Origin of the sequence: Oceanivirga salmonicida (assembly GCF_001517915.1) — a bacterium.
GTDB classification, from domain to species: domain Bacteria; phylum Fusobacteriota; class Fusobacteriia; order Fusobacteriales; family Leptotrichiaceae; genus Oceanivirga; species Oceanivirga salmonicida.
The window spans coordinates 1-23,386 of sequence record NZ_LOQI01000002.1; the positions used below are offsets into that span (position 1 = coordinate 1).

Genomic DNA, 23,386 nt, shown 5'->3' on the forward strand with positions numbered 1-23,386 from the left:
TTAATTTGCAACAGCCCCTTCATCTGCTAAATATTCCCTTAATGATAATTTTGTTAATAATGATTTGCTGTATTTTTCAACAAACATTTCATTAGGGGTTTTATTTTTATATTTTTTCTTTATTAAACATTTATATTACTAATGACTTCATACAAATCTTCTTGTTTAATATCTTCTAAATTCATACTTTTAGGATATACTTTTCTTAATATTCTATGTATATTTTCTATTCTTGCTTTTTGATTTGGTTTTCCTGCTTCACAGTAAAATATATTAGTTCTTGCGGTGTCTTATATTGTATTTTATATCCTAACAAAAATTGTATACTTGGTATGAATAAAGTCATAATATATCCATTTGTTCCTTTTCTTCCACATACTAAATCCATTTCCACTATATTAGCTTTAGGATTTTCTTTCATATATTTTAAAAAATCTTCATATTCTTTATTTTTAAGTATTTCTTTTCTTGATAAATATTGTATAGTTTCTTTTTTATCTATCTCTTTTTTCTTTCTTTTTATTTTTTTCTTATTATATCTTATATAGCCTTTATTTATCCAAGAATAAACCGTTGTTTCACTAACTATAGCATATCCTTCTTCTCTTAGAGAAGATAATACATGATGCATAGTTTGCCCTAATTTTAATCTTTTACCTATTTCATCCATCAAATCAAATCTATATTTTATATTTTTTAAAACAGTATTAGATGATGTTTTTAATTTATCATAACATGATTGTGCATATATTGATTCATAAATTATATAATCTTATAGACAATTATTCTTTAAATATCTAGTACAACCATTACATACTTTTACACCTGTTTTTAATATATTACATGGATGTTTTTTAATTAATACTTTATCAGCTTCTTTTTTATTCAAATTTACTGCTCTTTTATTTTTTATTAATTGTTTGTATTTTTTTATTTCTCTAGATACTGTTGAAGGATTAATTTTAAGTATATTAGCTATTTCTCTTATTGATTTATTTTCTTTTAATGCAAACTCTATTTCAAATCTTGTTTTTAAATCCATATTTTAACCTTTCTTTTGTAAAAAGTGTTACATATCAAACTTAAAATCAACTTAAAAAATAAATTAAAAATTTTAAACAAAAAACTGGAATTTTAGTTCCAGTTTTCATATATTATCTATGGTGTCCTGTTATTTCATCGTAAATATAACTTAATCCTCCTTCAATAGCACCGCCAACAGATCCTAAAGTTGCTCCACCTATTGTACCACTTACTGTATCAATTATTGGCAAAGTAACTGTACCACCTGATGCTCCAACTAATACTCCCCCTACTCCACCTTTAATACCTTCTTTAACAACTTCATGTACAAAATCTGAGTTATCCCATGTTGATTCATATGTTGTTCTAGTAGTTACAGGTCTTTTTACAACAACTAAATCCATTTTATTATTTATTCTTGATAAAACCTTGTGATGGATAGTGTTTGTATTTGCCACTGTAATAAAACTTACCAAAAATAGTATTGTAAATAATGCTTTTTTCATGTTTTTTTCTCCTTAATTTTTTTCTACTAGCAAAATATTATAATATTATTCCCCTTTTTTTACAATACACTATATTTTCAATTAATTTATTACACTTTAATTCTTTAAATTTTTTCATTTTGTATTTCTCGCATAACTTTTGCTACAAAATAAAAAGAACCACAATATATATTAAGCTTATTATCATAATAGGTTAAATTTTCTATCTTTGCATTAGGTAATTCTTTTTGCACATTTTCTTTTGTTCTACCCCTATATATATCAGACATTGGAACTAAACTAACTTCATAATCTTTAAATAATTCATATATTCCCTTTAAATCTTTATCTTTTAATACAGATAAAAATATATGAATATTTTTTTTATCAATGTCTTTTATTTTATCTAATAATAATTTAATAGATGCTATATTATGTGAAACGTCTACCAAAATATTTGGCTTTAAATATTCTTGTCTACCACGTATTTTAAAGTTTTTAAGACCTTTTTCTATCATAGCATCACTAATATTTAATTCTTTAAATACTCTTTTAGCTAATAAATAGTTATCATTTTCCCCTAAATACTCGCTATCATTAGTTTCTTTTTCAATATATTCTTTTAAAAATTTATCTGTATAAAAAGTCTTAGTATTATTTTTACATATACCTGCTTTTTGATAAGCAATTTCTTCTAAACTTTCACCTAATATTTGAGTATGGTCATAAGAAACATTGGTTATAAGAGCTATATCATAGTTAAAAATATTTGTAGTATCTTTTCTACCACCTATACCTACTTCTATTATCGCTATATCTACCTTATTATCAACAAAATAATTCATTGCTATAATAAATAAAAATTCAAAGAAACTAAAATCATTTTCTCTAATTTTTATATATTCTTCTATAAGTTTATCTTTACTAATTTTTTCTTGATTTATAGTTATTCTTTCTCCAACTTCTAATAAATGCGGTGAAGTAAATTTACCAACCTTATATTTCTCCATTAAAACTGCTTCTAAATAAGAGCAAGTCGTTCCTTTACCATTAGTTCCTGTAACATGTATTAAAAAAGGTAACTCTTTAGGCAAAAAACTTCTAATATTACTTTGATTTCCTTTTTTTCTTGAAAATAATTCTTCTAACATTTTCACCCCTTTCAGAACTATTATAACATTATTTTATTAAAATAGTGTTAAAAAAATTGTAAAAATATCATTTGAGTGGTAAAATCTATTATAGAACAATAATGAAAGGAGATACACATGAAAGGATATTTTAGTTTAGTATTGCATACACATTTACCATATGTAAGACATCCAGAATATGAAGAATTTTTAGAAGAAGACTGGTTATATGAGGCCATAACAGAAACCTATATACCTCTTTTAAGAATGTTTTCAAATTTAAAAAACGATAATATTGATTTTAATCTTACTATGTCTATGTCAGGAACTTTAGCAAATATGTTAAATGATGAACTACTTATGGAAAGATATTTAAAACACCTAGATAAAATGATAACATTTTGCATTAGTGAATTAGATAGAACAAAAGAACAACACGATATACACGAAGTCGCAAAACATAACTATAATTTCTATAATTCTGCAAGAGAATTTTTCTTAAATCATGATAAAAATTTAATAAAAGAATTTAAAAAATATCAAGATTTAGGACACTTAGAAATTATTCCAGTTACTGCAACCCATGGTATGCTACCTGTTATGAAAGATTTACCCGAAGCAGCAAATGCACAAGTACTACAAGCAAAAAAGGATTATATCAAAAACTTCGGTGTAGAACCAAAAGGAATATGGCTTGCTGAATGTGCATATTACCCAAATCAAGACAAATATTTAGCAGATAATGGTATAAAATACTTTTTAATAGATGCACATGGTATACTACATGCTAATCCTAGACCTGAATATGGAGTCTTTGCACCATGTTATACTGAAAACGGAGTTGCTGCATTTGCAAGAGACTTAGAATCTTCTGAACAAGTTTGGAGTAGTGAAATTGGTTACCCTGGTGATGTAGTTTATAGAGAATTTCATAAAGATGCTGGTTATGAACTAGATTATGATTATGTAAAACCTTTTTTACATAATGATGGTGTAAGAAGAAATACAGGAATTAAATATCATGCTATAACTAACAAAAAAGGAGATTATAAGATGATATATAATCCTGAAAAGGCCATACAAAAAGCAAAAGAACATGCATATAATTTTGTACATAATAGAAGTTTACAAATAGCACACCTTTCTCGTATGATGAAATATAGAAAACCAATAATAGTTTCTCCTTATGATGCGGAACTTTATGGACACTGGTGGTATGAAGGACCAATATTCTTAGAACATATGTTTAGAGCTATGGCTAAATCTAATTTTAAGTCTATAACTCCTAGTAAATATTTAGAAAAATACCCTTTAAATCAAATAGTAGATATAAGTATGTCTAGTTGGGGAGCAAATGGGTATTATGATGTTTGGGTAGATGGAAGTAATGACTATATTTACAGACATTTACATAAAGCAGCAGAAAAAATGATAGAAATAGCAAAAAGAGATCCAAAAAATGATATAGAGTATAGAATGTTTAATCAAATGGCAAGAGAACTTATGATAGCACAAACATCTTGTTGGCCTTTCATAATGTACACTGGTACTATGGTTGGTTATGCACAAAAGAAAATATCAGACCATGTTAATAGATTATTCAAACTATATGAAAATATAAAAAATAACGATATAGATATTGAATGGTTAGAAGAAATTGAATATAGAGATAATATATTTAAAGATATAGATTATAGAATATATAGAGGGTAAAATGACAAAAATATACTTTGACAATGCAGCTACAACTAAGGTTAATGATGAAGTAATTAATACTATGTTAGAAACTATGAAAAATTATTATGCTAATGCAGATTCAACTCATGATATGGGATTAGAGATAGCCAAAAAAATTCGTGATGAAAAAAAAATATTTGAAAATCTTTTAGGTTTAAAAAAAGAAAACATATATTTTACTGCAGGTGGTGGCGATGCAAACAATATAATTATAAATTCGATAGTAAGTTCACATAAAAAAGGACATATTATTTCAACAAAAATAGAGCATCCTTCTGTATTAGAAACTATTAAAAATTTAGAAAATAATTATGATATATCTTATGTTAATGTTGATAATTACGGTTTTGTAAATGAAACAGAACTTAAAAACTTGATTAGAGAAGATACTATTTTAGTAAGCATTTCATTTGTTAATAGTGAATTAGGAACTATTCAAAATATAGAAAAATTATCAAATATGGTTAAAGAAATAAATAAAAATACAATATTTCATACAGATTTTGTACAAGGTTTAGGGCATATAAATGTCAATTTTTCTAAATTAAAAGTAGATGCTATTAGTTTTAGTTCGCACAAAATATATGGTCCAAAAGGAATTGGAGCAATGTATATTAATCCTGATATTAAATTCAAGAAAAGTATATACGGCTCTAATACAGAAAATCATTTAGTTCCTAGAACTATGCCTAATGAATTAGTTCTTGGATTTTTAAAGGCAATTAATCTAATAGATTATTTTAAATTACAAAAAATGCAAGAATTAAAAGAATATTGTATGCAAGAATTATTAAAAATTAAAAATGTAAGAATAAATAGTCCAGAAAATTCTAGTCCTAGTATTTTAAATGTTGCATTTAAAAATATTAAAGGAGAAGTAATTCTTAACTATTTATCTGCTAATAACATATATATTTCAACTGGCTCTGCTTGTTCATCTAAAAAAGGTGTAAGCAATGTTATTAAAGAAATAAATTTAGATAAAGAATATATAAATGGTGTCATAAGAATAAGTTTTAGCATTGAAAACACAAAAAATGAAGTTGATATTATGATAAAACATATTAAAGAAATAGTAGAAATGATATAATTAATAGGTTTACTTTTTAAGTGAGCCTATTTTTTCTTTTTTAATATAATATGGTATAATTTAATAAAATTAAATAGGGGAGAATAAAATGCTAGAAATCTGTATTGATAATATTGAAGATATTAAAATATGCAATGAATATAAAGATATAATAGGTAGAATAGAATTAAACTCTTCATTAAATGATGGTGGTTTAACTCCTACTTTAAGTTTACTTAAAAATGCTCGTAAACTTTGTAATAATAATATTTCTATAATATCTATGTTAAGACTTAGAGCGGGAGATTTTTATTATACTGATGATGAATTTAATGTAATGTATGAAGATGCTATAGAAATATTAAAATATGCTGATGGTATAGCATTTGGTGCTTTAAATAAAGATGATAGCATTGATTTAGAGAAAACTCAAAAAATATTAGACTTATGTAGAAAAAATAATAAAGAATTTGTTTTTCATAGAGCCATAGATGTAACTAAAGATTACTTTAAATCAATTAAGTTACTAAATGATATTAGAATAGATAGAGTTTTAACAAGTGGACACGAAAAAAATGCCTTATTAGGGCTAAAGAATATTAAAAAAATCATTGCTGACTTTGAAATTTTAGTAGGTTGTGGTATAAATACTAAAAATATAAATAATTTTAAAGGTTATGACATACACGGTTCTTTTTCTAAAAAAATTAATTCTAGTTTTGGAACTAGAAGTGAAGTTTGCAAAAAAAATCTAGAAAAACTTAGAAAAAGTAATTTTTTCAAAAAATCTAATACCTTGTTCATCCATGGAGCAGGTATAGGAAATAATAAAGACGGAAATAGTTTAACTGAATTTATTGATAATCCCATTTTACTAAATTTTAAATACAATCAAAATCTACCAATAATTAAAGATATACAAAACTTACTTAATATACAAATATATGGCGATGATGCTATACAACATATAATAAATCATAAATTTTCATCTGATGATATTAAATATATTTCAGGACATAGTGTAGGAGCATATAATGTTTTAAAGGCATTTGCTAATGGTATAATAAACCCTAAAAATATATTTGAAAGAATTTACCCACAAAAAGTTGATTTATTAGAGCTAGGTGCTCCAAGAATAGATGAAATAGCTAAATATATAGATGAAGCATCTAAAAGAGCAGAATATGTCCTTATAGAGCTTATAGAAGGCGATAAACTAGAATTAGACTTCGATATAAACTCATTGGCAGCAATTCAATACGGTAATAGAAGTGTAGAATATTTTAATGAAATTTTTAAAAATAGAACTTTACCTAAAAATGTTTTTGTTTTAAAAATTAGAAAAGTTGAACATAACAATGATTATTTAGATAATGTTCTGACAAATCACGCTAAGTTATTTAGAAAAAATACAACAATTAACAAAAAGATAAAAAGAGTTAGAATGGAATTTATAGAAATTATCAAAAATAAAAGTATTCACAAATATATGAAACTTAAAAAATTAAAAGAACTTGAACTAGAATTTAATCATTCTGAAAAATATGAATAAAATAAATACTGTAAAAGGAGAAAAGTGATGAAAAAAATAATATTATTTGTATGTGCTTTTAATTCTTTGCTAACATTTACATCTAATTTTAATACAAAAATCAATCTTGAATATAATAATACATCATTAAAAGAAAGAAGAGCGAATGTAGGTTTAATAGGAGTTGAATTTGAATATAATGCTCCTATTTATAAAATAAACGATAAATTATCACTTATTATTACAGGTGGTTTAGACATTAAATTAGGAATTGGACAAGCAAATGATAAAACATTACTTTATACTCACAAAAACTAACAAATGTCTTTTTAAAAGAAAACGAAATAAATAAATTAAAATTAGAAAATGCAGACATTAAACTTATTAACAAAGCCAAAAAAGAATTAATCCCTTTAAAAAAAGAACTTTTAGAAGTTGAAAAAAATGATGCTAATTTATTAGATGATAATATTAAAGATAAAATAAAACAAAGAGCAACAAAACTTTTAATTCTTCCATATATTTCACCTCAGATAAAATACAAAGTAAATAAAGATACTTCTTTAAGAACTGGTATAAAATTAGGATTAGGTTATGAAATGACACATTTTAATAGTGTTTTACTTAAAGATACAATTAAAGTTGGTATGATACACATTGATTATATTGATTATAAGAAATTTAGAATTCGTAATTATTATACTTTCGAATCAAATCTTAGCTATATTGATAGTTCTATTACTAATGAATTAGCAATTCCTGTTTATGTAATATTTGGTGCTGATTATAAAAATTTAACCTTAAATTTAGAAATAGGGGGAAAATATTTATACAGACAAAGGGGGGATTACGAACATAATCTACAATTCTATATAGGAGATAGATATAGTAATCACTTCGCATTTGGCTTAGGATTAAGTGCAGGCTATAAATTTTAAACAAAAATTTAAAAATTTTTTTAGGGGGTTCATTATTTGAAACCTTATAAAACAAATTTGAAAAATATTTCATTTTATGTGCACTTAAATTCATTTATCTTGTGTTATACCTTTTCTAAGTGTATAATATGCTTAGGTGATAAAAATGATAAAATTTCATAATATACAAAAAGCATTCAACAATTTTTTAATAAATATAAATTTTGAAATAAAAAAAGGTGAAATTTTTGGAATTATAGGAGAATCGGGGGTTGGAAAAACAACTATTTTAAAAATTATACAAGGTATAACAAAACAAGATAGTGGAGAAGTTAAATTAAATGGTAATTTTTCAACCATATTTCAAGAATCTAATTTACTTAATAATTTAACTGCCTTTGATAATGTAGCGCTACCTTTAAAACTTAAAAAAATTTATTCTGATAGTAAAGTATTAGAAGCATTAAGTTTTGTAGGTTTAGAAAACAAAAAAGATGCATACCCTAGCTCACTATCAGGTGGTCAAAAACAAAGAATAGCAATAGCAAGAGCAATAGTTAATAATCCAGATATATTACTTTGTGATGAACCTACTGCTTCACTTGATAAAAACACTTCAAAAGAAATGGTAAATTTATTATTAAAAATAAATAAAAATTACGGAACTACAATAGTATTAGTTACTCATGAACTAAAAATAGCCAAAACTATATGCGATAGAGTCGCTTTAATAGATAACGGCAAAATTTTAGAAATTATTGATATTGATAAAAAGAATATAAATGAAAAAAATCTTTCATATATAGAATATGCAAAAGAGGTATTAAAATGATAGAATTTTTAATTGCTTTAAAAGAAACTGCTATAATGACTTTAATACCAACAATAATAGCAATAATATTTGGTATTCCTATAGGGGCAATATTATTTCTAACAAATCCAAAAGGAATAAAACCAAATAAGGTATTATATAATACCTGCAATATATTGGTAAATGTTATTAGAAGTTTTCCATTTTTAATTTTTGTAGTTTGTTTAATACCTATTACAAGATTAGTTATAGGAACTGCTTTTGGAGTATACGCAGCAAGTTTTCCCATATGTTTTGTGGCAGTGGCACTTTATTCAAGATTTGTAGAACAATCATTTAATGATATTCCACAAGGAATAATAGACTTAGCATTGTCAATGAAATTAAACTCATACCAAATAGTAAGATACTTTTTAATAGTAGAAGCTAGACAATCGCTAGTTTTAGGTCTTACGTCATGTATAATTAGCATAATATCATATACTACTGTTATGGGTATAGTAGCAGCAGGTGGAATAGGTGATTATGCTATGCAAAATGGATATATGTTATTAGATTATGCAGTTATTTATAAGGCAGTTGTAGTAATAGTTATAATAGTTTATAGTATACAATTTTTAGGTAATAAAATTGCAAGAATATTAGATAAAAAAAGGAGAGATGTGTAATGTTTAAAAAATTAACAACATTATTTTTAGTAAGTATTATGTCATTTATGGCGTTTGCTTCTGATAAAACAATATCAATAGGAACAGTTAAATACTTCCCTATGCTTGATATAGTAAAAATAGCTAAGGCTGATTTAGAAAAAAAAGGTTATAAGGTAGATTTAAAAGAATTTTCTGATTATAAGACACCAAATATTGCACTAGCAACAAAAGAAATAGATGCTAACTTCATACAACATAAACCATACATGATGGTATTTAGTAAATCATTAAAATCAGACTTCGTTCCTGTTGCTGAAATATATAATGTATATGTTGCTTTTTATTCAAAGAAATATAAAGATATTAAAGATTTACCAAATGGCGCTACAATAGCATTATCAAATGATCCAGTAAATCATTCTTGGGGATTACAAGTATTAGCAGAAAATGGATTATTTAAATTAGGTAAAAAACAAGGTGATTTCTATACTGAAAAAGATATAGTTTCAAACCCTAAAAAATTTAAAATAATTAAAGTTGCTATACCTACATTAAGTCAAGCATATCAAGAATATGATTTAGTATTCAACTGGCCTGCACATATGGTTAAATTAGGTATTAAACCATTAAAAGATGGTGTTTTAGTTATTGATGATAAAAAAGAAAATGAATTACATGCTGTAACTTTAGTTACTAGAAAAGAACTTAAAGATACTCAAAAAATTAAAGATTTAAAAGAAGCAATGACTAGTAAAAAAGTTAAAGATTTCTTAGAAAAAAATTATAAAGAACAAGGTTATCCTGTATTCAAATAAAAAAGATATTAAAATAAGAAATTTAGAACGTGTACCCAATCAAGGTACATGTTTTTTTATCTCAAAATTAATATCTTTTTTTATTACATATTAGCTATATCAATAGTTCCATTCATAATCCAAAACAAACTTAATAATGCTCCTATTATTATTAAAAAGGCTCCTATCATTTCTAATTTACTAAATACTCTTTTATTATTTTGTTTTCTTGCCCATATATATAAGACCATACCTGGTGCAAATAATAATGTTGTAACTAAAATATATTCATACCCCGATGAAAATACACAATAAGCCATATAAATTGATGAAATAAGCCCTAATATAACATTTTTAGAAATTTTATTTCCAGCCCAATTCCAAGATAATTTCATTTGACTAAATGATACAAAGAAATACGGAACTAGCATTGTACTAGAAGCTAATAATGCCATAAAATTATATGCACTTTTATTAATTAGTAAAGATAAAAAGAAAAATTGAACTAATCCATTACTTACTAATAAAGCTGTTGACGGTGCTTTATATATATTCTCTTTTAAAAATAAATTTGGAAATACATTATTTTTAGCGGCTTGATATAAAATTTCTCCACTAAACATTGTACATGCAAACCATGCTCCAATAGCTGATATAACTACACTAGCATTAATTAAAATAGAACCCCACTTACCTACTACAGACTCTAACACTTGTGCCATTGCTGGTTTATCAAGTGTTGCTAAATCAGGACGAGATAAAACTGCAAAACTTAAAACTATTACAAGCAAGTATATAGAAGTAATAATCATAAAACTTAAAATATTGGCTTTACCAACAATTTTTTTGCTATTTGCACGCCCAGAATAAACAATAGCTCCTTCTACACCAACAAAAACCCAAACAACAGAAACCATTGCTTTGCTAACTTGAGGTTTTACTTCACTCCAATTAAAATTTTGATTTATAGTTCCCCAAAAATCTAATGTAAATAAATTTATATCAAATGCCACAATAAGTGCTGTAATAAAAATTCCTAATGGAAGTAATTTAGCAATAGTAATAATTCCATTAATTTTAGAAGCAAAACTTGCCCCCTTTAAAATTGTGAAATGCATTACCCAAATTAAAATAGATGCTCCTATAACAGAATAAATATTAGAACCGTCTTCAAAAATTGGGAAAAAATATCCTAAAGCACTAAATGCTAATGAACCTAATGCAACATTTCCTAGAAATATAGATAACCAGTACCCCAAAGCACTATTAAATCCCGCAAAACTTCCCATTCCTTCTTCTGCATAACTATAAATACCAGCATCTAAATGTGGGAGTTTTTCATTTAAATTTTGTAAACAAAATACAAAAATTCCCATACCTAATCCAGAAATTATTAAAGCAATTATAGATGGTCCTACTGATGCTGATTTTGCCATATCGCTCATTAGATTAAAAATTCCGCCACCAATTACAGAACTAACAGTCAAAGCTATCAATCCAAACAATCCAACCTTTTTTTCATTATTTATCATTTTTTATTTAATATGATATTGCTTATAACTATATCATATTTCTCCTTTCATTAATAATCTTTACAAAAATTATTAAAAGTTTAATAAAGATATAATTCAAAAGTTTTTCATACTTTATTAACAAAAAAAGTATTACAAAAAATTGACTTTTTTGTAACACTTTGCCTTAAATTAGAAACGTAATGATAAACAACTCAATCCTCCATCAATTTTTCTAAATTCAGATGTGTCTACTACTAACACTTTATACCCTAATTTTTCTATTTTTTCTTGAACCTTTGGATAACCTTCTGGAACTATAATATAGTCATTAACCCAAATACAATTAGCTCCATAAGCTTCATCTATATCAATCTCAATTTTATTAAATTTTTCAAATTCTTCTCTTGTTTTAAATTCTCCAGCCACTAATAAATTATTATTTTCTAAATAAGCTAATCCTGTTTTTAAATGTAACATTTCTTTCATTTCAACCATTTGACCAGATAATCCGTATTTTTCTAAAATTTGTATCATTTGTTTAGCACCTTCTTGATTAGTTCTAGCAGATAAACCTATATAGAAATGATCTCCTACCATCATAATATCTCCAGCTTCAACAGTTCCTGGTTCTTTAATATATTCAATGTGTTCATAAAATTTTTTTAATGCTTCTAACATATCTGGTAATGCAGCTTCTTGTCTTCTGCTTTCTGCCCCAGGACGTGTAACAATAGCACATTTTGAAGTACATAATGCAACATCTTCTACAAAGCAAGCATCAGGAAATTCATCTTTTGGTTCTAATACAGTTACATTAACTCCTGTCTTAGTTAATGCACTAACATAATTTTCATGTTGCATCAATGCTTTGCTATAAATTGGTTTCCCTTCGTTTGCGCTTGTAAGTCCTTCAGAAATACTTTGTGATGGCACACGAACAATAACATTTTTAAACATAAAAATCCCTTCTTCCCTTATATTTTTTTTTATTAAATAAATTTTTTGTAAATAAAATTATTTTAATAAACTAAATTATGTTTTTTACTAACATAAAACTTTGTTAAAGTAATTATGTTTAATAAAAGCAAAGAAGTATAAATGAATTTAATTTTTTATCCCTTATTATATATAATACCCCTACTTTTACATAAAAGTCAATACCACTATATTAACGAAAATTATTATATTGTTAAAAAATTATCTATATAACTTATAAATATTAGTTTTTTATTTTTTTTATATGATATAATATTATTAGGTGATAAAAATGAAAAAAATTATTTTCTCAATAACTTTTATTATAACTTTAATATCATTTAGTAATGATTATGGGGTTTTTATAGGTTTAGATAACGGAAAAATTGATAAATTCTCAAAATATGAAACTATTGTTATAGATGCTAATTATTTTTCAAAAAAAGATATAGATAAAATACACAAGAAAACAAAATTTGTATATTCGTATCTTAATATTGGTTCTATTGAAGAATTTAGAGATTATTATACAGATTATAAAGATATAATTTTAAAAAAATATGTTAATTGGAACGATGAATACTGGGTAGACATTACTAATAAAAGATGGAAAAATTTTATAATCAATAAATATGCTAAAAGTTTATATAAAAAGGGTATTGATGGTTTTTTTATAGATAATATTGATAATTATCATATTTTTAAAAATGATAAGGTTTATTTTAGCATATTAGAAATATTAAAAGGACTTAGAAAATACAATATTAAAATTATGGTTAATGGTGGAGATACATTTATAAAAGAAGCAATTCAAAAAAATGATATTAAAGGGTTAGTTGATAGTATTAATCAAGAAAATGTATTTACAAAAATTGATTTTAAAAATAAAAAATATTTAATACAAGATAAAAATGAAACAAAATACTATAAAGATTACCTAAATTTAGTCAAAAATTATGGAATATCTATATACCTATTAGAATATGGAGAAAATAATATTATTAAAGAAAAAATAAAGTCTTATTGTAAGAAAAATAAATGCAAATTTTATATGTCTAAAAACTTAGAATTAAAATAAAACATGCTCATGAGAACATGTTTTTTATCTTTATAAATTCATTTTTTCTTCTTTAGTTCTTAATAAACCAAATTGAATTGTAATAACTGTTGTAATAATTAATGCAAATATGTAGAATGAATATTTTAAAACAGATAAAGGAGATACATCAACTAAACCTGTAATTATTAACATTCCTCCATCATATGGCGTTAATGCTAAAAATGCACAAGCAAATATATCAATAAGGCTAGCTAATCTCTTAGGTGCAATATTATATTTTTGTCCAATCTCTTTCGCAATTGGTGCAGAAATAATAATGGCTATTGTATTATTTACTAAAGCTGCTGATAAAATTCCAGATAAAAATCCAATTCCATATTCAGCATCTTTTCTCTTTTGCATTTTTTTAGTAATGCTACTTACCAACCAATCAACTCCACCATAATATTTTATTAAACCAATTAATCCTGAGATTAAAATAGCAACAATAGTAATACTAAACACACCAGACATACCATTTCCAACAGCCCCTACCCAATCAAAGAAACCAATAGTTCCCTCAAGCAAGCCTATAACTCCTGTCATTGCAATTCCTATTAATAATACTCCTGAAACATTAAATCCTGCAAGAGCTGCAATTAAAACTACAATATAAGGAATAACTCTAACTAAATGATAAGTATGTTCACCTTCAATTGGAGCAACCCCACCTAAAATTCCATATAAAATACAAGCAATAATGGCTGCTGGTAAAGCAATGAAAAAATTCATTTTAAATTTATCTTTCATTTGAGAACCTACACCTTGTGCAGCAGAAATTGTTGTATCTGAAATCATTGATAAATTATCCCCAAAATATGAACCACCTATAACTGCAGCAGCCGTTAAAGGAATATTTAAACCTGCTGCTTCTGCAACTCCTAAAGCAATTGGTGCCATAGCAGCAATAGTTCCCATAGAAGTCCCTATAGCTGTAGAAATAAGACAAGACATTATAAAAATTCCAGGAACTAAAAGTATACTAGGTATATAAGTAAGTCCTAAATTTACAACAGATTCTACCCCACCCATAGCTTTAGCAGCTCCTTGAAAGCCACCTGCTAATAAATATATTATTCCTATTAAAATAACCCCAGAATTACCTGCATTTTGCGCAAAAATATCTATTTTTTTATCTAATTTCATTCCTTTATTCATTAATAAAGCTACTACAATTCCTACTAATAATGCTACATGTCTTGGAAATTTATTAAAAGCACCTTCTTCACCTAAATATGTAAAAATCACACCACTACCAATATATAATGCTAAAAATACAAATAATGGTAAAAAAGCTATTGCTCCATATTTTTGTTCTTGATTTTTATTTTCCATAAATTTTTTTCTCCTTATATTTTATTTTTTTAATGTTCTTAATTCAACAATGGCTTTTTCTAATCTTTTTAATGCCTCTTCTAACATAGATTTTGGACAAGCCACATTCATTCTTTCATAATAATCCACATTATCACCAAACCAATATCCTGGATCTAAAGCTATTTTGGCTTTTTCTTTTATAAATTTTTCTAATTCTTTCTTTGAATATTTTAATTCACTAAAATCTAGCCACAATAAATAAGTTCCTTCTGGTTTTTTCACTTTAATTTCAGGTATTTTTTCTTTTATATATGAAATTGCAAAATCCATATTTTTATCAAGATATATAAGCAATTCCTCCAACCAATCTTCACATTTACTATAGGCTGTTTCAAATGCTACTATACTAAATGGACTATTTCTTTTAATATCTAAAATACCTAATTCCTCATCAAATTTATTCCATTCATCTTTTCTAGGAAAACTTACAAATGATGCTTGTAATCCTGCTAAATTAAAAGTTTTACTCGCAGAAAAACAAGTAATTGTCAAATTTTCTATTTCTTTACCTAAAGAAGCAAAAGGTGTATGTTGATTTCCTGGCAATACTAAATCTCTCCAAATTTCATCTGCAATAACTCTTACTTTATATTTAAAACAGATATCTGCCATTTTTTGTAATTCATCTCTTGTCCAAACTCTACCAACAGGATTATGCGGACTACATAATATAAACCAATGAATATTATTTTCAACAATTTGTTTTTCAAAATCAGCAAAATCTATTGTATAATACCCATTCTCATCTCTTTTTAATTTATTTTGAATAACTTTTCTATTATTAGAATTAATTGTTGCAAAAAAAGGATAATAAACAGGTGTTTGAATTAAAATATTTTCTCCAACTTTAGTAAATAATCTAATTAATAAAGATAAAGTAGGAACAACCCCTGGACTATTAATTAAAGTTTTTTTATTTAATTTATACTTAAATCTTTTCTCAGACCATTTAATTACAGATTCATAATAGGAATCTGGTCTATGAACATAACCAAATATACCATATTCTACTTTACTACTCAAAGCTTTTATAATTTCAGGAGCCGTCTTAAACTCCATATCAGCAATCCACATAGGAATTAAATCACTTGTTCCAAAATTTTTACTCATTTCTTCCCATTTTGCTGAATGATTTCCTATTCTTTCAATTTTTTCATCAAATTTATACTTCATACTCCCTCCTGTTATTAATTTAAACTAATATATTATACCACAATTTTTCTATTAAAAAAGAACAGTTTATTTCCCGTTCTATTTTATTTTTTCTTTAAATTATAAAGGATTTTTCTTAGGTATTCCTATTTTCCTTGGATATTTTAAATCTGTTTTCTTATATTTTTTAATTTCTATAACTATTCTTTCATCATTTATAATAGGTAAATTAAATTTATGTACTTTTTCAATTTTTGAATTAAGTATATTAAGAGCATTTTCAGATTCTGCTATCTCATTTGTATTTAATTTTTGAACTAAAAATCTACCATTAACCTTTAAAAAAGGTATTTCGTATTCTAATATTATCCTTAAATTTGCTACTCCCCTACATAAACCAATATCAAATTTTTCTCTATTGTTTATTATAAGTTGCTCTGCTCTTAAGTTAGAAGTTTTTACATTTTTTAAGTTTAATTCATTTATTACTTCATTTAAAAAATTTACTTTTTTAGTAACTGAATCTACTAATAAGAAATTTTTATCAGGATTAAGAATTGCTAGTACCATACCTGGGAAACCTGCACCTGTTCCTATATCTATAATATTTTTATCAGTTTCTTTTAATAAATCATTAAGTAAAATAGAATCTTCAAAATGTTTTATTATAATCTCTTCTTTATCTCTTATAGCAGTTAAATTTATTACCTTATTTTTTTCTATAAGTAATTCTAAATATTTTTCTAATTTCTTATTCAACATTTAATCTACCATCCATATACATTATTAAAACTGATATATCAGAAACTGTTACTCCCATTATTCTTGAAGCTTGTCCAACAGTATAAGGTTTAACTTCCATAAGTCTTTGTTTGGCTTCTCTCGTAATACCTTTCATATCTTTGTAATTAAAATCTTTTGGTATTCTCCATTCTTCCATTTTTTTGTTTTTTTCTAACATTTGATTGGCTTTATTTATATAACCTTCATACTTAACACTTACTTCAATTTGGTATTCTATATCAGGTCTAAAATCTAACCTATAATCTACACCTATTTCTTTTGCAACTTCTTTAATATCACTATATGTTACCTTAGGTCTTCTTAAAAATTCTTTTAATGTTACACCACTTTTAACAGTTTCACCATATTTTTCAAGTAAATCACAAAATACTTTATTGGCTACTCCTACATTTGTTTTTTCAAGATTTTTAATAGTTTCACTTACATATTTTTCTTTATCTAAAACCAAATTATAGTCATTTTCAGATAATAATCCTATTTCATAGCCGTATTTAGATAATCTTAAATCTGCATTATCCTCTCTTAAAACTAATCTATATTCTGACCTTGCTGTAAACATTCTATATGGTTCTTGTAATTCTTTTGATATTATATCATCTATCATAGTGGCTATATATGAGCTATTTTTATGCAGTATCAAGGGTTGCTTCCCTTCAAGGCTAAGACTAGCGTTAATACCCGCAATTAAGCCTTGTGCGGCGGCTTCTTCATAACCACTAGTACCATTTATTTGACCTGCTAAATATAATCCTTCTATTTTTTTAGTTTCTAAAGTATAATCTAACTCTCCTGAATCCACTATATCATACTCAACTGCATAACCGTATCTCATTATTTGAGCATTTTCCATACCTTTAATACTATTTACCATAGCCTTTTGATAACTTGCAGGAAAACTAGTTGATAAACCACTTATATATACTTCATTAGTATCAAAACCTTCTGGTTCTAAAAATAAATGATGAGAATCTTTATCATCAAACTTAACTATTTTATCTTCAATAGATGGACAATATCTAGGCCCTGTTGAACTTATAGTTCCATTGTACATAGGTGCTTTATCAAGATTCTTTAAAACTATGTCATGCATATTTTTATTAGTTCTTGTTAAATAACAAGATAATTGCTCTCTTGATAATGCTTCCTCATCGGTTGTTCTATTAGAAAACTTTAAAGGTACTCCAATTTCTCCTGGTTGTTCATCTAATATACTAAAATTTATAGTTCTCCCATCTATTCTAGGAGAAGTTCCTGTTTTAAATCTTCTTATTTTAAAACCTATTTCAATTAATGAATCAGTTAAACCCTTAGCACTTAACTCACCCATACGGCCACCTTCTATTATACTATCTCCAATATACAGTAGCCCATTTAAAAATGTCCCAGTTGATAATATTAATTTTTTAGTTAATATTTCTAAACCATTTTGAGTTTTTATTCCTGTAACTTTTCCATTTTCATGTAAAATCTCAATTACCATATCTTGTATTATATCTAAGTTCTCTTGATTTTCTAAGGCTTTTTTCATATTATTAGCATATATTTTTCTATCTGCTTGTGCTCTTAAAGATCTTACCGCTGGTCCTTTTCTAGTATTAAGTATTCTCATTTGAACAAAACTCTTGTCCATATTTCTACCCATTTCTCCACCAAGAGCGTCAATTTCTTTAACTAAATGACTCTTAGCAGGTCCACCAATAGAAGGATTACAAGACATTGCACCTATATTATCTAATACTATTGTAAAAATTGCAGTTTTATGTCCTAATCTTGAACATGCTAATGCTGCTTCTATACCTGCATGTCCTGCTCCTACAACTATTACATCATATTTTTTCATTATATTATATCTCCCATTAATTTAGCATTACCTAAAATTACTAATGTATCATCTTGTGTGAATCTATAGTCAGGTGATGGTGTTACATTTAAAACACCTTCTTTATTTTTTACTGCTATAACATTTGCCATATATTTATTTCTTAAATCTAATTCTAGTAAAGTTTTTCCTAAAAATTTATCTACTAATTTTACTTCAAAAATAGAATATTCATCTGAAAATTTAAAGTATTCCATAACTGATGGATGCATAACTGAATATGCTATTTTTTCTCCCATTAATTCCTCTGGGTAAACTACTTCTGTTGCTCCTATTTTTTCTAAAACTTTACCTTGTATTTTAGTCGTTGCCTTACAAATTATTCTAGGTATATTCATTTCTTTTAACATTACTGTTACTAAAATACTATTTTGAACATTAGTTCCTATACAAACGAAAGCAGCATCAAAACTATCTTTTGCTATATTTTTTAAAGCATTTTCATCAGTAGCATTTATTGCTATTGCATCTTCAACTATTCCTTCATCTAATACTTGTTGAACTGATTCTAATTCAGAATCTACTGCTAAAACAAAATTTCCATTTTCATATAGAGTTTTAGCGATAGTTCTCCCAAATTTCCCTAGTCCTATTACTAAATAATTTTTCATTTTTAACTCCTATCCTATTAATATAGTTTCCTCAGGATATCTATATTTTCCTGTTTTAATTTTCTTTTTAGACAATGCAAACATTATAGTAAGTGGTCCTATACGACCTATAAACATTGTTATTATTATTATTATTTTTGTATAAACAGACAAATCTGCTGTTATTCCCATACTAAGACCAACAGTCCCAAATGCTGAAACTAATTCAAACATTAATGATAAGAAACTTTTATCAGAATCAAATAATGTTATTAAAAATATAGTTAAAAGTATATATAATACTGATATTAAGACTATTGCACAAGCCTTATTAAATATATTCCATGATATTCTTCTTTTTCTATATTCTATATGTTCTTTTCCTGTTATTGAACTTAAAACCCCTATTGCTATAATTCCAAAAGTAGTAGTTTTTATACCCCCACCTGTTGATCCAGGCGATGCCCCTATAAACATTAAAAATAGAAAAACTATTATTGTTGGCATTTTAAGTGAATCTAGTGGTATAGTATTAAACCCTGCTGTTCTAGTAGTTACACTTTGGAAAAAAGAAGCTAATATTTTAGAAAAGAAACCTAATTCTCCTAAACTATTACTATTATTAAACTCAACTAAAAATATCAAAATCATACCTGTTACAATTAAAAAAGCTGAAAATGTTATTGCCATTTTAGTACTTGCAGATATTCTTCTTCTTATTCCAGTTTTTACATTATATATATCTAATATAGCAGCAAATCCTATTCCACCTAATATTATTAAAATACAAATTACTATATTTACCCATGTATTAGATACAAATACTTCTAAACTTGTACGATACAAAGAAAATCCTGCATTACAAAATGCTGATACAGAATGAAAAATAGAATAATATATTGCTTTTTCTATTGAATATTCTCTAATATATTGAAAGAATAATAATACTGCTCCAATAAATTCTATACCAAACACCACCAAAGAAACTTTCTTTAAATAAGTTGGTATTTCTGTTACTATATTATAATTTAAATCCTCACTTAATACTTTTTTAGTATAATAACCCATCTTTTTAGATACTAATAATATCAGCATAGATGAAAATGTTAATACCCCTAAACCACCTAATTGTATTAAGATTAATATAATGCTTTTACCAAATAAATTATATGTTGTATTTATATTGTTTACAACTAATCCTGTTACACATGCAGCAGATGTTGCTGTAAATAATGATTCCAAAAATCCCCTAGGATTTCCATCAATAGTTGATATAGGAAGCATTAATAATACTGCTCCCACTAAAATTATTGTTATAAAAGATAATAAAATTAGTTGATATGGCGGTAATTTTAAAATTCTTTTCATTTTTTCTCCATTTTCAAATTAAGGACAATCATATGACTGCCCTTATATTTATTCTCTTATTTGTTTTTCTGCATATTCAAAATTAATTTCTGATTTTACTCTGTCCTTAAATTCTTCATATGTTGCTGATTTATAAGGTATTTCCTCTGTTTTTTTAACGATTACATAAGAATTCTCTAAATCTTTTTCAATAACTGTTCCTATTTCTTCATTAAATAAATTTTCTAAAAATTCTCTTTGATACCCTATTACTGGTAATGCTGCAGACTTAGTAACTCCACTAAATTCCTCTTTTATATCAAATTTAGTATATTTTCCTGTCTTATCCTCATTTATATCTACCCAACTTAATTTTTTATCTTTTAATTTTTGAGATATTTCTTGTAACTCTACTATATCTTTTTTCTTAGTTTCTTCTGATATTTTTGGAGCTATTAATATATGTTTTAAATGTACTCTTGTCTTTGTTTTCTCATCTTTATCTACTATATATACTAAATGATACCCAAAATTAGTTTTTATTGGTCCTACAATAGAATCTTTATCATATTCTAAAATTTGTTCAAATTCAGGTACATATTGGCTAATATCTGCCCAACCTAAATCTCCACCATTAATTGCTGAACCAGGATCTTCTGAATTTTCTTTTGCTAATTTATCAAAATTTTCTGCATTCAATGTTTTTAACAAATCATTGGCCTTAGCGTGAGCCATTTCTAAATCTGCCTCAGATGGTTTAAATACTATTCCTAAAATTTCTCCAGAAATTGTATTAGGTATATCATAACTAGATTTATGTATATTGTACCATGCTCTCATTTCTGCTTCAGTTGGATTATTTGTATCTATTAACATGTTAAAATATTCTAATATTTCATATCTTGCTGTATCTAACGGTGTTAAATTATCTACAGATTTTACTCCATTAGATTTTGCTAAACTAGATTTATCATATATTCTCATTAATTCTTTTATTTGTTCTTCATTAACATTTTTTTCTAAATCAGGAGTATATTTTCCATCTCTTGATATTCTTGCAAAATAATATTTATACATATCTTTTCTTAATACGTATAGTTCTTTATATTCTATTTCTTTTCTCTTTATTTTTTCAAATAATGCTTTTATATTTTCATCACTAGTAGATATTTTTGAATCTAATAAAATCTTTTCAAAACTAGAATTTAATATTAATTCTAATGTTTGACCATAATATATATTTTCAAGTTGTTCTGTAACTTCATCCATAGAACTTGTTGGAAATTGTATATATCTATATCTATTATATATTGCTTCTAAATCTTTATCAGTTGGTTTTAGTGTTTGTTTTACTTTATCTATTGTTTTTTCCATCAATAAACTATTTCTAATTTCTTCTTTTAAAAGAGTTAAATTAGAACCATTTTGTGCAAGTAAAACAGCAACATTACTTCTTCCACCATGTATATCTTCTATTTCTTTAACTTTAGCATCAACATCTGAATTACTTACATTAACTTTTAAATTTTCAGATAATACTTTTGAACTTTCTCTTGTTATTATAGACGATAATGCTATTTCAGCTAAGAATTCATCAGGAATATCTGTTATTTTTCCAACAGTAACTATTTGATTTTTTAAATTTGACAATTCTTGTTCATAATCTTCCTTATATATCTTATGTCCTTCAAATTTTAATAACACTTCTTTTTTATTTCTAAAATATGTTGAGATAGAACTATAACCTGCAAATAATGCTGAAAAAGCAAATGCAATTATTATAGTAATAGTAACTATTTTCATATATTTATTTAATTTTCTTAATGCCATGTTTCCTCCTACAATATCATATTACAGGAAATTATATCATTTTACTGGCTAAAATGCAAATAAAAAGTGTAGCAATATTATCACCACACTATTATTTTCATTATCTTTTCAAAGAATAAATATTTTAGAATAGATAAGCGTAATCTACACCTATTCCATCAGATCCAAAAAATCCTCCAATTTTAGTGTGTCTATTTAATTTAACTCCACCAAATAAATTAACTGTCCATGTTGGTAATAATGAAGGTTCTGTATGTGGCACAAATCCAAGCGAAACTCCAACACCTAAATCTGTTCCAACATATCCAACTACTCCTTTATTATCTGTTTTAATATTTAAATTCCATGTAAATGCTGGTATTATTCCAACGCCTAATGCTCCAGCTGATTGTAATCTATATATTCCACCAGATAGTCTAACTTTTCCTTTTACTCCTAAATCAACACTTACACGTTCATCAATAGGAACATTCCAAGTTGCTCCCCCACCCACTGAAACTACTCCAGCTAATGGCAAAGCATATCCTGCTCTTACACTAATAAACGGTGTTGCTTTAGCAGCAAATCCTGATAAAGAAACTAATGTTGCTAATGTAAATAATAATTTTTTCATATTTCTCCTTTATGTAATATAATTTTTAAGTATAAATAAAGATGCGTAACAAAAACATT

General features: G+C 25.7%; 23 protein-coding genes. 9 read left to right on the forward strand and 14 right to left on the reverse strand.

The features are described from left to right. Positions 1-226: 226 nt before the first annotated feature. From AWT72_RS00260 to AWT72_RS00275, 4 genes are all read right to left on the reverse strand, one after another. A complete protein-coding gene (locus tag AWT72_RS00260; protein WP_067139056.1) occupies positions 227-670 on the reverse strand; it encodes a hypothetical protein in 444 nt (147 codons plus the stop codon). Positions 671-772: 102 nt separating this feature from the next. Further along, complete coding sequence (locus AWT72_RS00265; protein ID WP_067139059.1) at positions 773-1,042, reverse strand: helix-turn-helix domain-containing protein; 270 nt, start codon at positions 1,040-1,042, stop codon at positions 773-775. A 112-nt stretch (positions 1,043-1,154) separates the two neighbouring features. Further along, the gene (locus tag AWT72_RS00270; protein ID WP_067139062.1) at positions 1,155-1,529 is read right to left on the reverse strand and encodes a hypothetical protein; all 375 of its coding nucleotides are present in this window, start codon (positions 1,527-1,529) and stop codon (positions 1,155-1,157) included. A gap of 104 nt (positions 1,530-1,633) precedes the next feature. Next, positions 1,634-2,659, reverse strand: coding sequence for a bifunctional folylpolyglutamate synthase/dihydrofolate synthase (locus AWT72_RS00275; protein ID WP_067139065.1), 1,026 nt, complete (start codon positions 2,657-2,659; stop codon positions 1,634-1,636). Between the two features lie 117 nt (positions 2,660-2,776). Between AWT72_RS00275 and AWT72_RS00280 the strand changes: the two genes are divergently transcribed. The 8 genes from AWT72_RS00280 (at position 2,777) to AWT72_RS00315 (ending at position 10,168) form a co-directional block, all read left to right on the forward strand. Next, on the forward strand, positions 2,777-4,351 hold the full coding sequence (locus tag AWT72_RS00280; RefSeq protein WP_067139068.1) for a glycoside hydrolase family 57 protein: 1,575 nt from the start codon (positions 2,777-2,779) through the stop codon (positions 4,349-4,351). 1 nt (position 4,352) lies between these two features. Continuing rightward, positions 4,353-5,465 carry a cysteine desulfurase family protein gene (locus AWT72_RS00285; RefSeq protein ID WP_067139071.1) on the forward strand — a complete coding sequence of 371 codons (1,113 nt, stop codon included), beginning with the start codon at positions 4,353-4,355 and terminating at the stop codon, positions 5,463-5,465. 88 nt (positions 5,466-5,553) lie between these two features. Further along, positions 5,554-6,996, forward strand: coding sequence for a copper homeostasis protein CutC (locus AWT72_RS00290; protein ID WP_067139074.1), 1,443 nt, complete (start codon positions 5,554-5,556; stop codon positions 6,994-6,996). A gap of 27 nt (positions 6,997-7,023) precedes the next feature. Next, positions 7,024-7,293, forward strand: coding sequence for a hypothetical protein (locus AWT72_RS00295; RefSeq protein WP_067139077.1), 270 nt, complete (start codon positions 7,024-7,026; stop codon positions 7,291-7,293). Positions 7,294-7,574: 281 nt separating this feature from the next. Then, positions 7,575-7,913 carry a hypothetical protein gene (locus tag AWT72_RS00300; protein ID WP_067139080.1) on the forward strand — a complete coding sequence of 113 codons (339 nt, stop codon included), beginning with the start codon at positions 7,575-7,577 and terminating at the stop codon, positions 7,911-7,913. A gap of 145 nt (positions 7,914-8,058) precedes the next feature. Further along, a complete protein-coding gene (locus tag AWT72_RS00305) occupies positions 8,059-8,724 on the forward strand; it encodes an ATP-binding cassette domain-containing protein (RefSeq protein WP_067139083.1) in 666 nt (221 codons plus the stop codon). Continuing rightward, positions 8,721-9,371: a methionine ABC transporter permease gene (locus AWT72_RS00310; protein WP_067139085.1), complete on the forward strand. Its 651-nt coding sequence runs from the start codon at positions 8,721-8,723 to the stop codon at positions 9,369-9,371. The genes AWT72_RS00305 and AWT72_RS00310 overlap by 4 nt, the downstream gene beginning before the upstream one ends. Then, positions 9,371-10,168 carry a MetQ/NlpA family ABC transporter substrate-binding protein gene (locus AWT72_RS00315; protein WP_067139088.1) on the forward strand — a complete coding sequence of 266 codons (798 nt, stop codon included), beginning with the start codon at positions 9,371-9,373 and terminating at the stop codon, positions 10,166-10,168. Before AWT72_RS00310 ends, AWT72_RS00315 begins: the two co-directional genes overlap by 1 nt. Positions 10,169-10,251: 83 nt before the next feature. Here the strand turns inward: AWT72_RS00315 and AWT72_RS00320 are convergent, their stop codons facing one another. Next, positions 10,252-11,679: a basic amino acid/polyamine antiporter gene (locus AWT72_RS00320; RefSeq protein WP_067139091.1), complete on the reverse strand. Its 1,428-nt coding sequence runs from the start codon at positions 11,677-11,679 to the stop codon at positions 10,252-10,254. A 171-nt stretch (positions 11,680-11,850) separates the two neighbouring features. Continuing rightward, entirely contained in the window at positions 11,851-12,618 is a 768-nt protein-coding gene (locus AWT72_RS00325; protein ID WP_067139094.1) for a dimethylarginine dimethylaminohydrolase family protein, read from the reverse strand. Between the two features lie 310 nt (positions 12,619-12,928). Here AWT72_RS00325 and AWT72_RS00330 point away from each other — a divergent pair, with 310 nt between their 5' ends. Continuing rightward, complete coding sequence (locus tag AWT72_RS00330) at positions 12,929-13,714, forward strand: endo alpha-1,4 polygalactosaminidase (protein WP_067139097.1); 786 nt, start codon at positions 12,929-12,931, stop codon at positions 13,712-13,714. A gap of 30 nt (positions 13,715-13,744) precedes the next feature. Here AWT72_RS00330 and AWT72_RS00335 read toward each other — a convergent pair whose 3' ends face one another. The 8 genes from AWT72_RS00335 to AWT72_RS00370 form a co-directional block, all read right to left on the reverse strand. Then, complete coding sequence (locus AWT72_RS00335; protein WP_067139100.1) at positions 13,745-15,070, reverse strand: Na+/H+ antiporter NhaC family protein; 1,326 nt, start codon at positions 15,068-15,070, stop codon at positions 13,745-13,747. A gap of 21 nt (positions 15,071-15,091) precedes the next feature. After that, positions 15,092-16,285, reverse strand: coding sequence for a MalY/PatB family protein (locus AWT72_RS00340; RefSeq protein ID WP_067139102.1), 1,194 nt, complete (start codon positions 16,283-16,285; stop codon positions 15,092-15,094). Between the two features lie 99 nt (positions 16,286-16,384). Next, entirely contained in the window at positions 16,385-17,026 is a 642-nt protein-coding gene (gene rsmG, locus AWT72_RS00345; protein ID WP_067139105.1) for a 16S rRNA (guanine(527)-N(7))-methyltransferase RsmG, read from the reverse strand. Beyond that, the gene (mnmG, locus tag AWT72_RS00350; protein ID WP_067139107.1) at positions 17,016-18,908 is read right to left on the reverse strand and encodes a tRNA uridine-5-carboxymethylaminomethyl(34) synthesis enzyme MnmG; all 1,893 of its coding nucleotides are present in this window, start codon (positions 18,906-18,908) and stop codon (positions 17,016-17,018) included. Before mnmG ends, rsmG begins: the two co-directional genes overlap by 11 nt. Next, positions 18,908-19,558, reverse strand: a complete 651-nt coding sequence (locus AWT72_RS00355) for a potassium channel family protein (protein ID WP_067139111.1) — start codon at positions 19,556-19,558, stop codon at positions 18,908-18,910. The genes mnmG and AWT72_RS00355 overlap by 1 nt, the downstream gene beginning before the upstream one ends. Before the next feature lie 9 nt (positions 19,559-19,567). After that, positions 19,568-20,905 (reverse strand): TrkH family potassium uptake protein, encoded by a 1,338-nt coding sequence (locus tag AWT72_RS00360; protein ID WP_067139114.1) that lies wholly within the window; start codon positions 20,903-20,905, stop codon positions 19,568-19,570. A gap of 48 nt (positions 20,906-20,953) precedes the next feature. Then, positions 20,954-22,714 carry a peptidylprolyl isomerase gene (locus AWT72_RS00365; RefSeq protein ID WP_067139118.1) on the reverse strand — a complete coding sequence of 587 codons (1,761 nt, stop codon included), beginning with the start codon at positions 22,712-22,714 and terminating at the stop codon, positions 20,954-20,956. A gap of 124 nt (positions 22,715-22,838) precedes the next feature. Next, the gene (locus AWT72_RS00370; protein ID WP_067139121.1) at positions 22,839-23,327 is read right to left on the reverse strand and encodes a hypothetical protein; all 489 of its coding nucleotides are present in this window, start codon (positions 23,325-23,327) and stop codon (positions 22,839-22,841) included. Between the last annotated feature and the right edge of the window lie 59 nt (positions 23,328-23,386).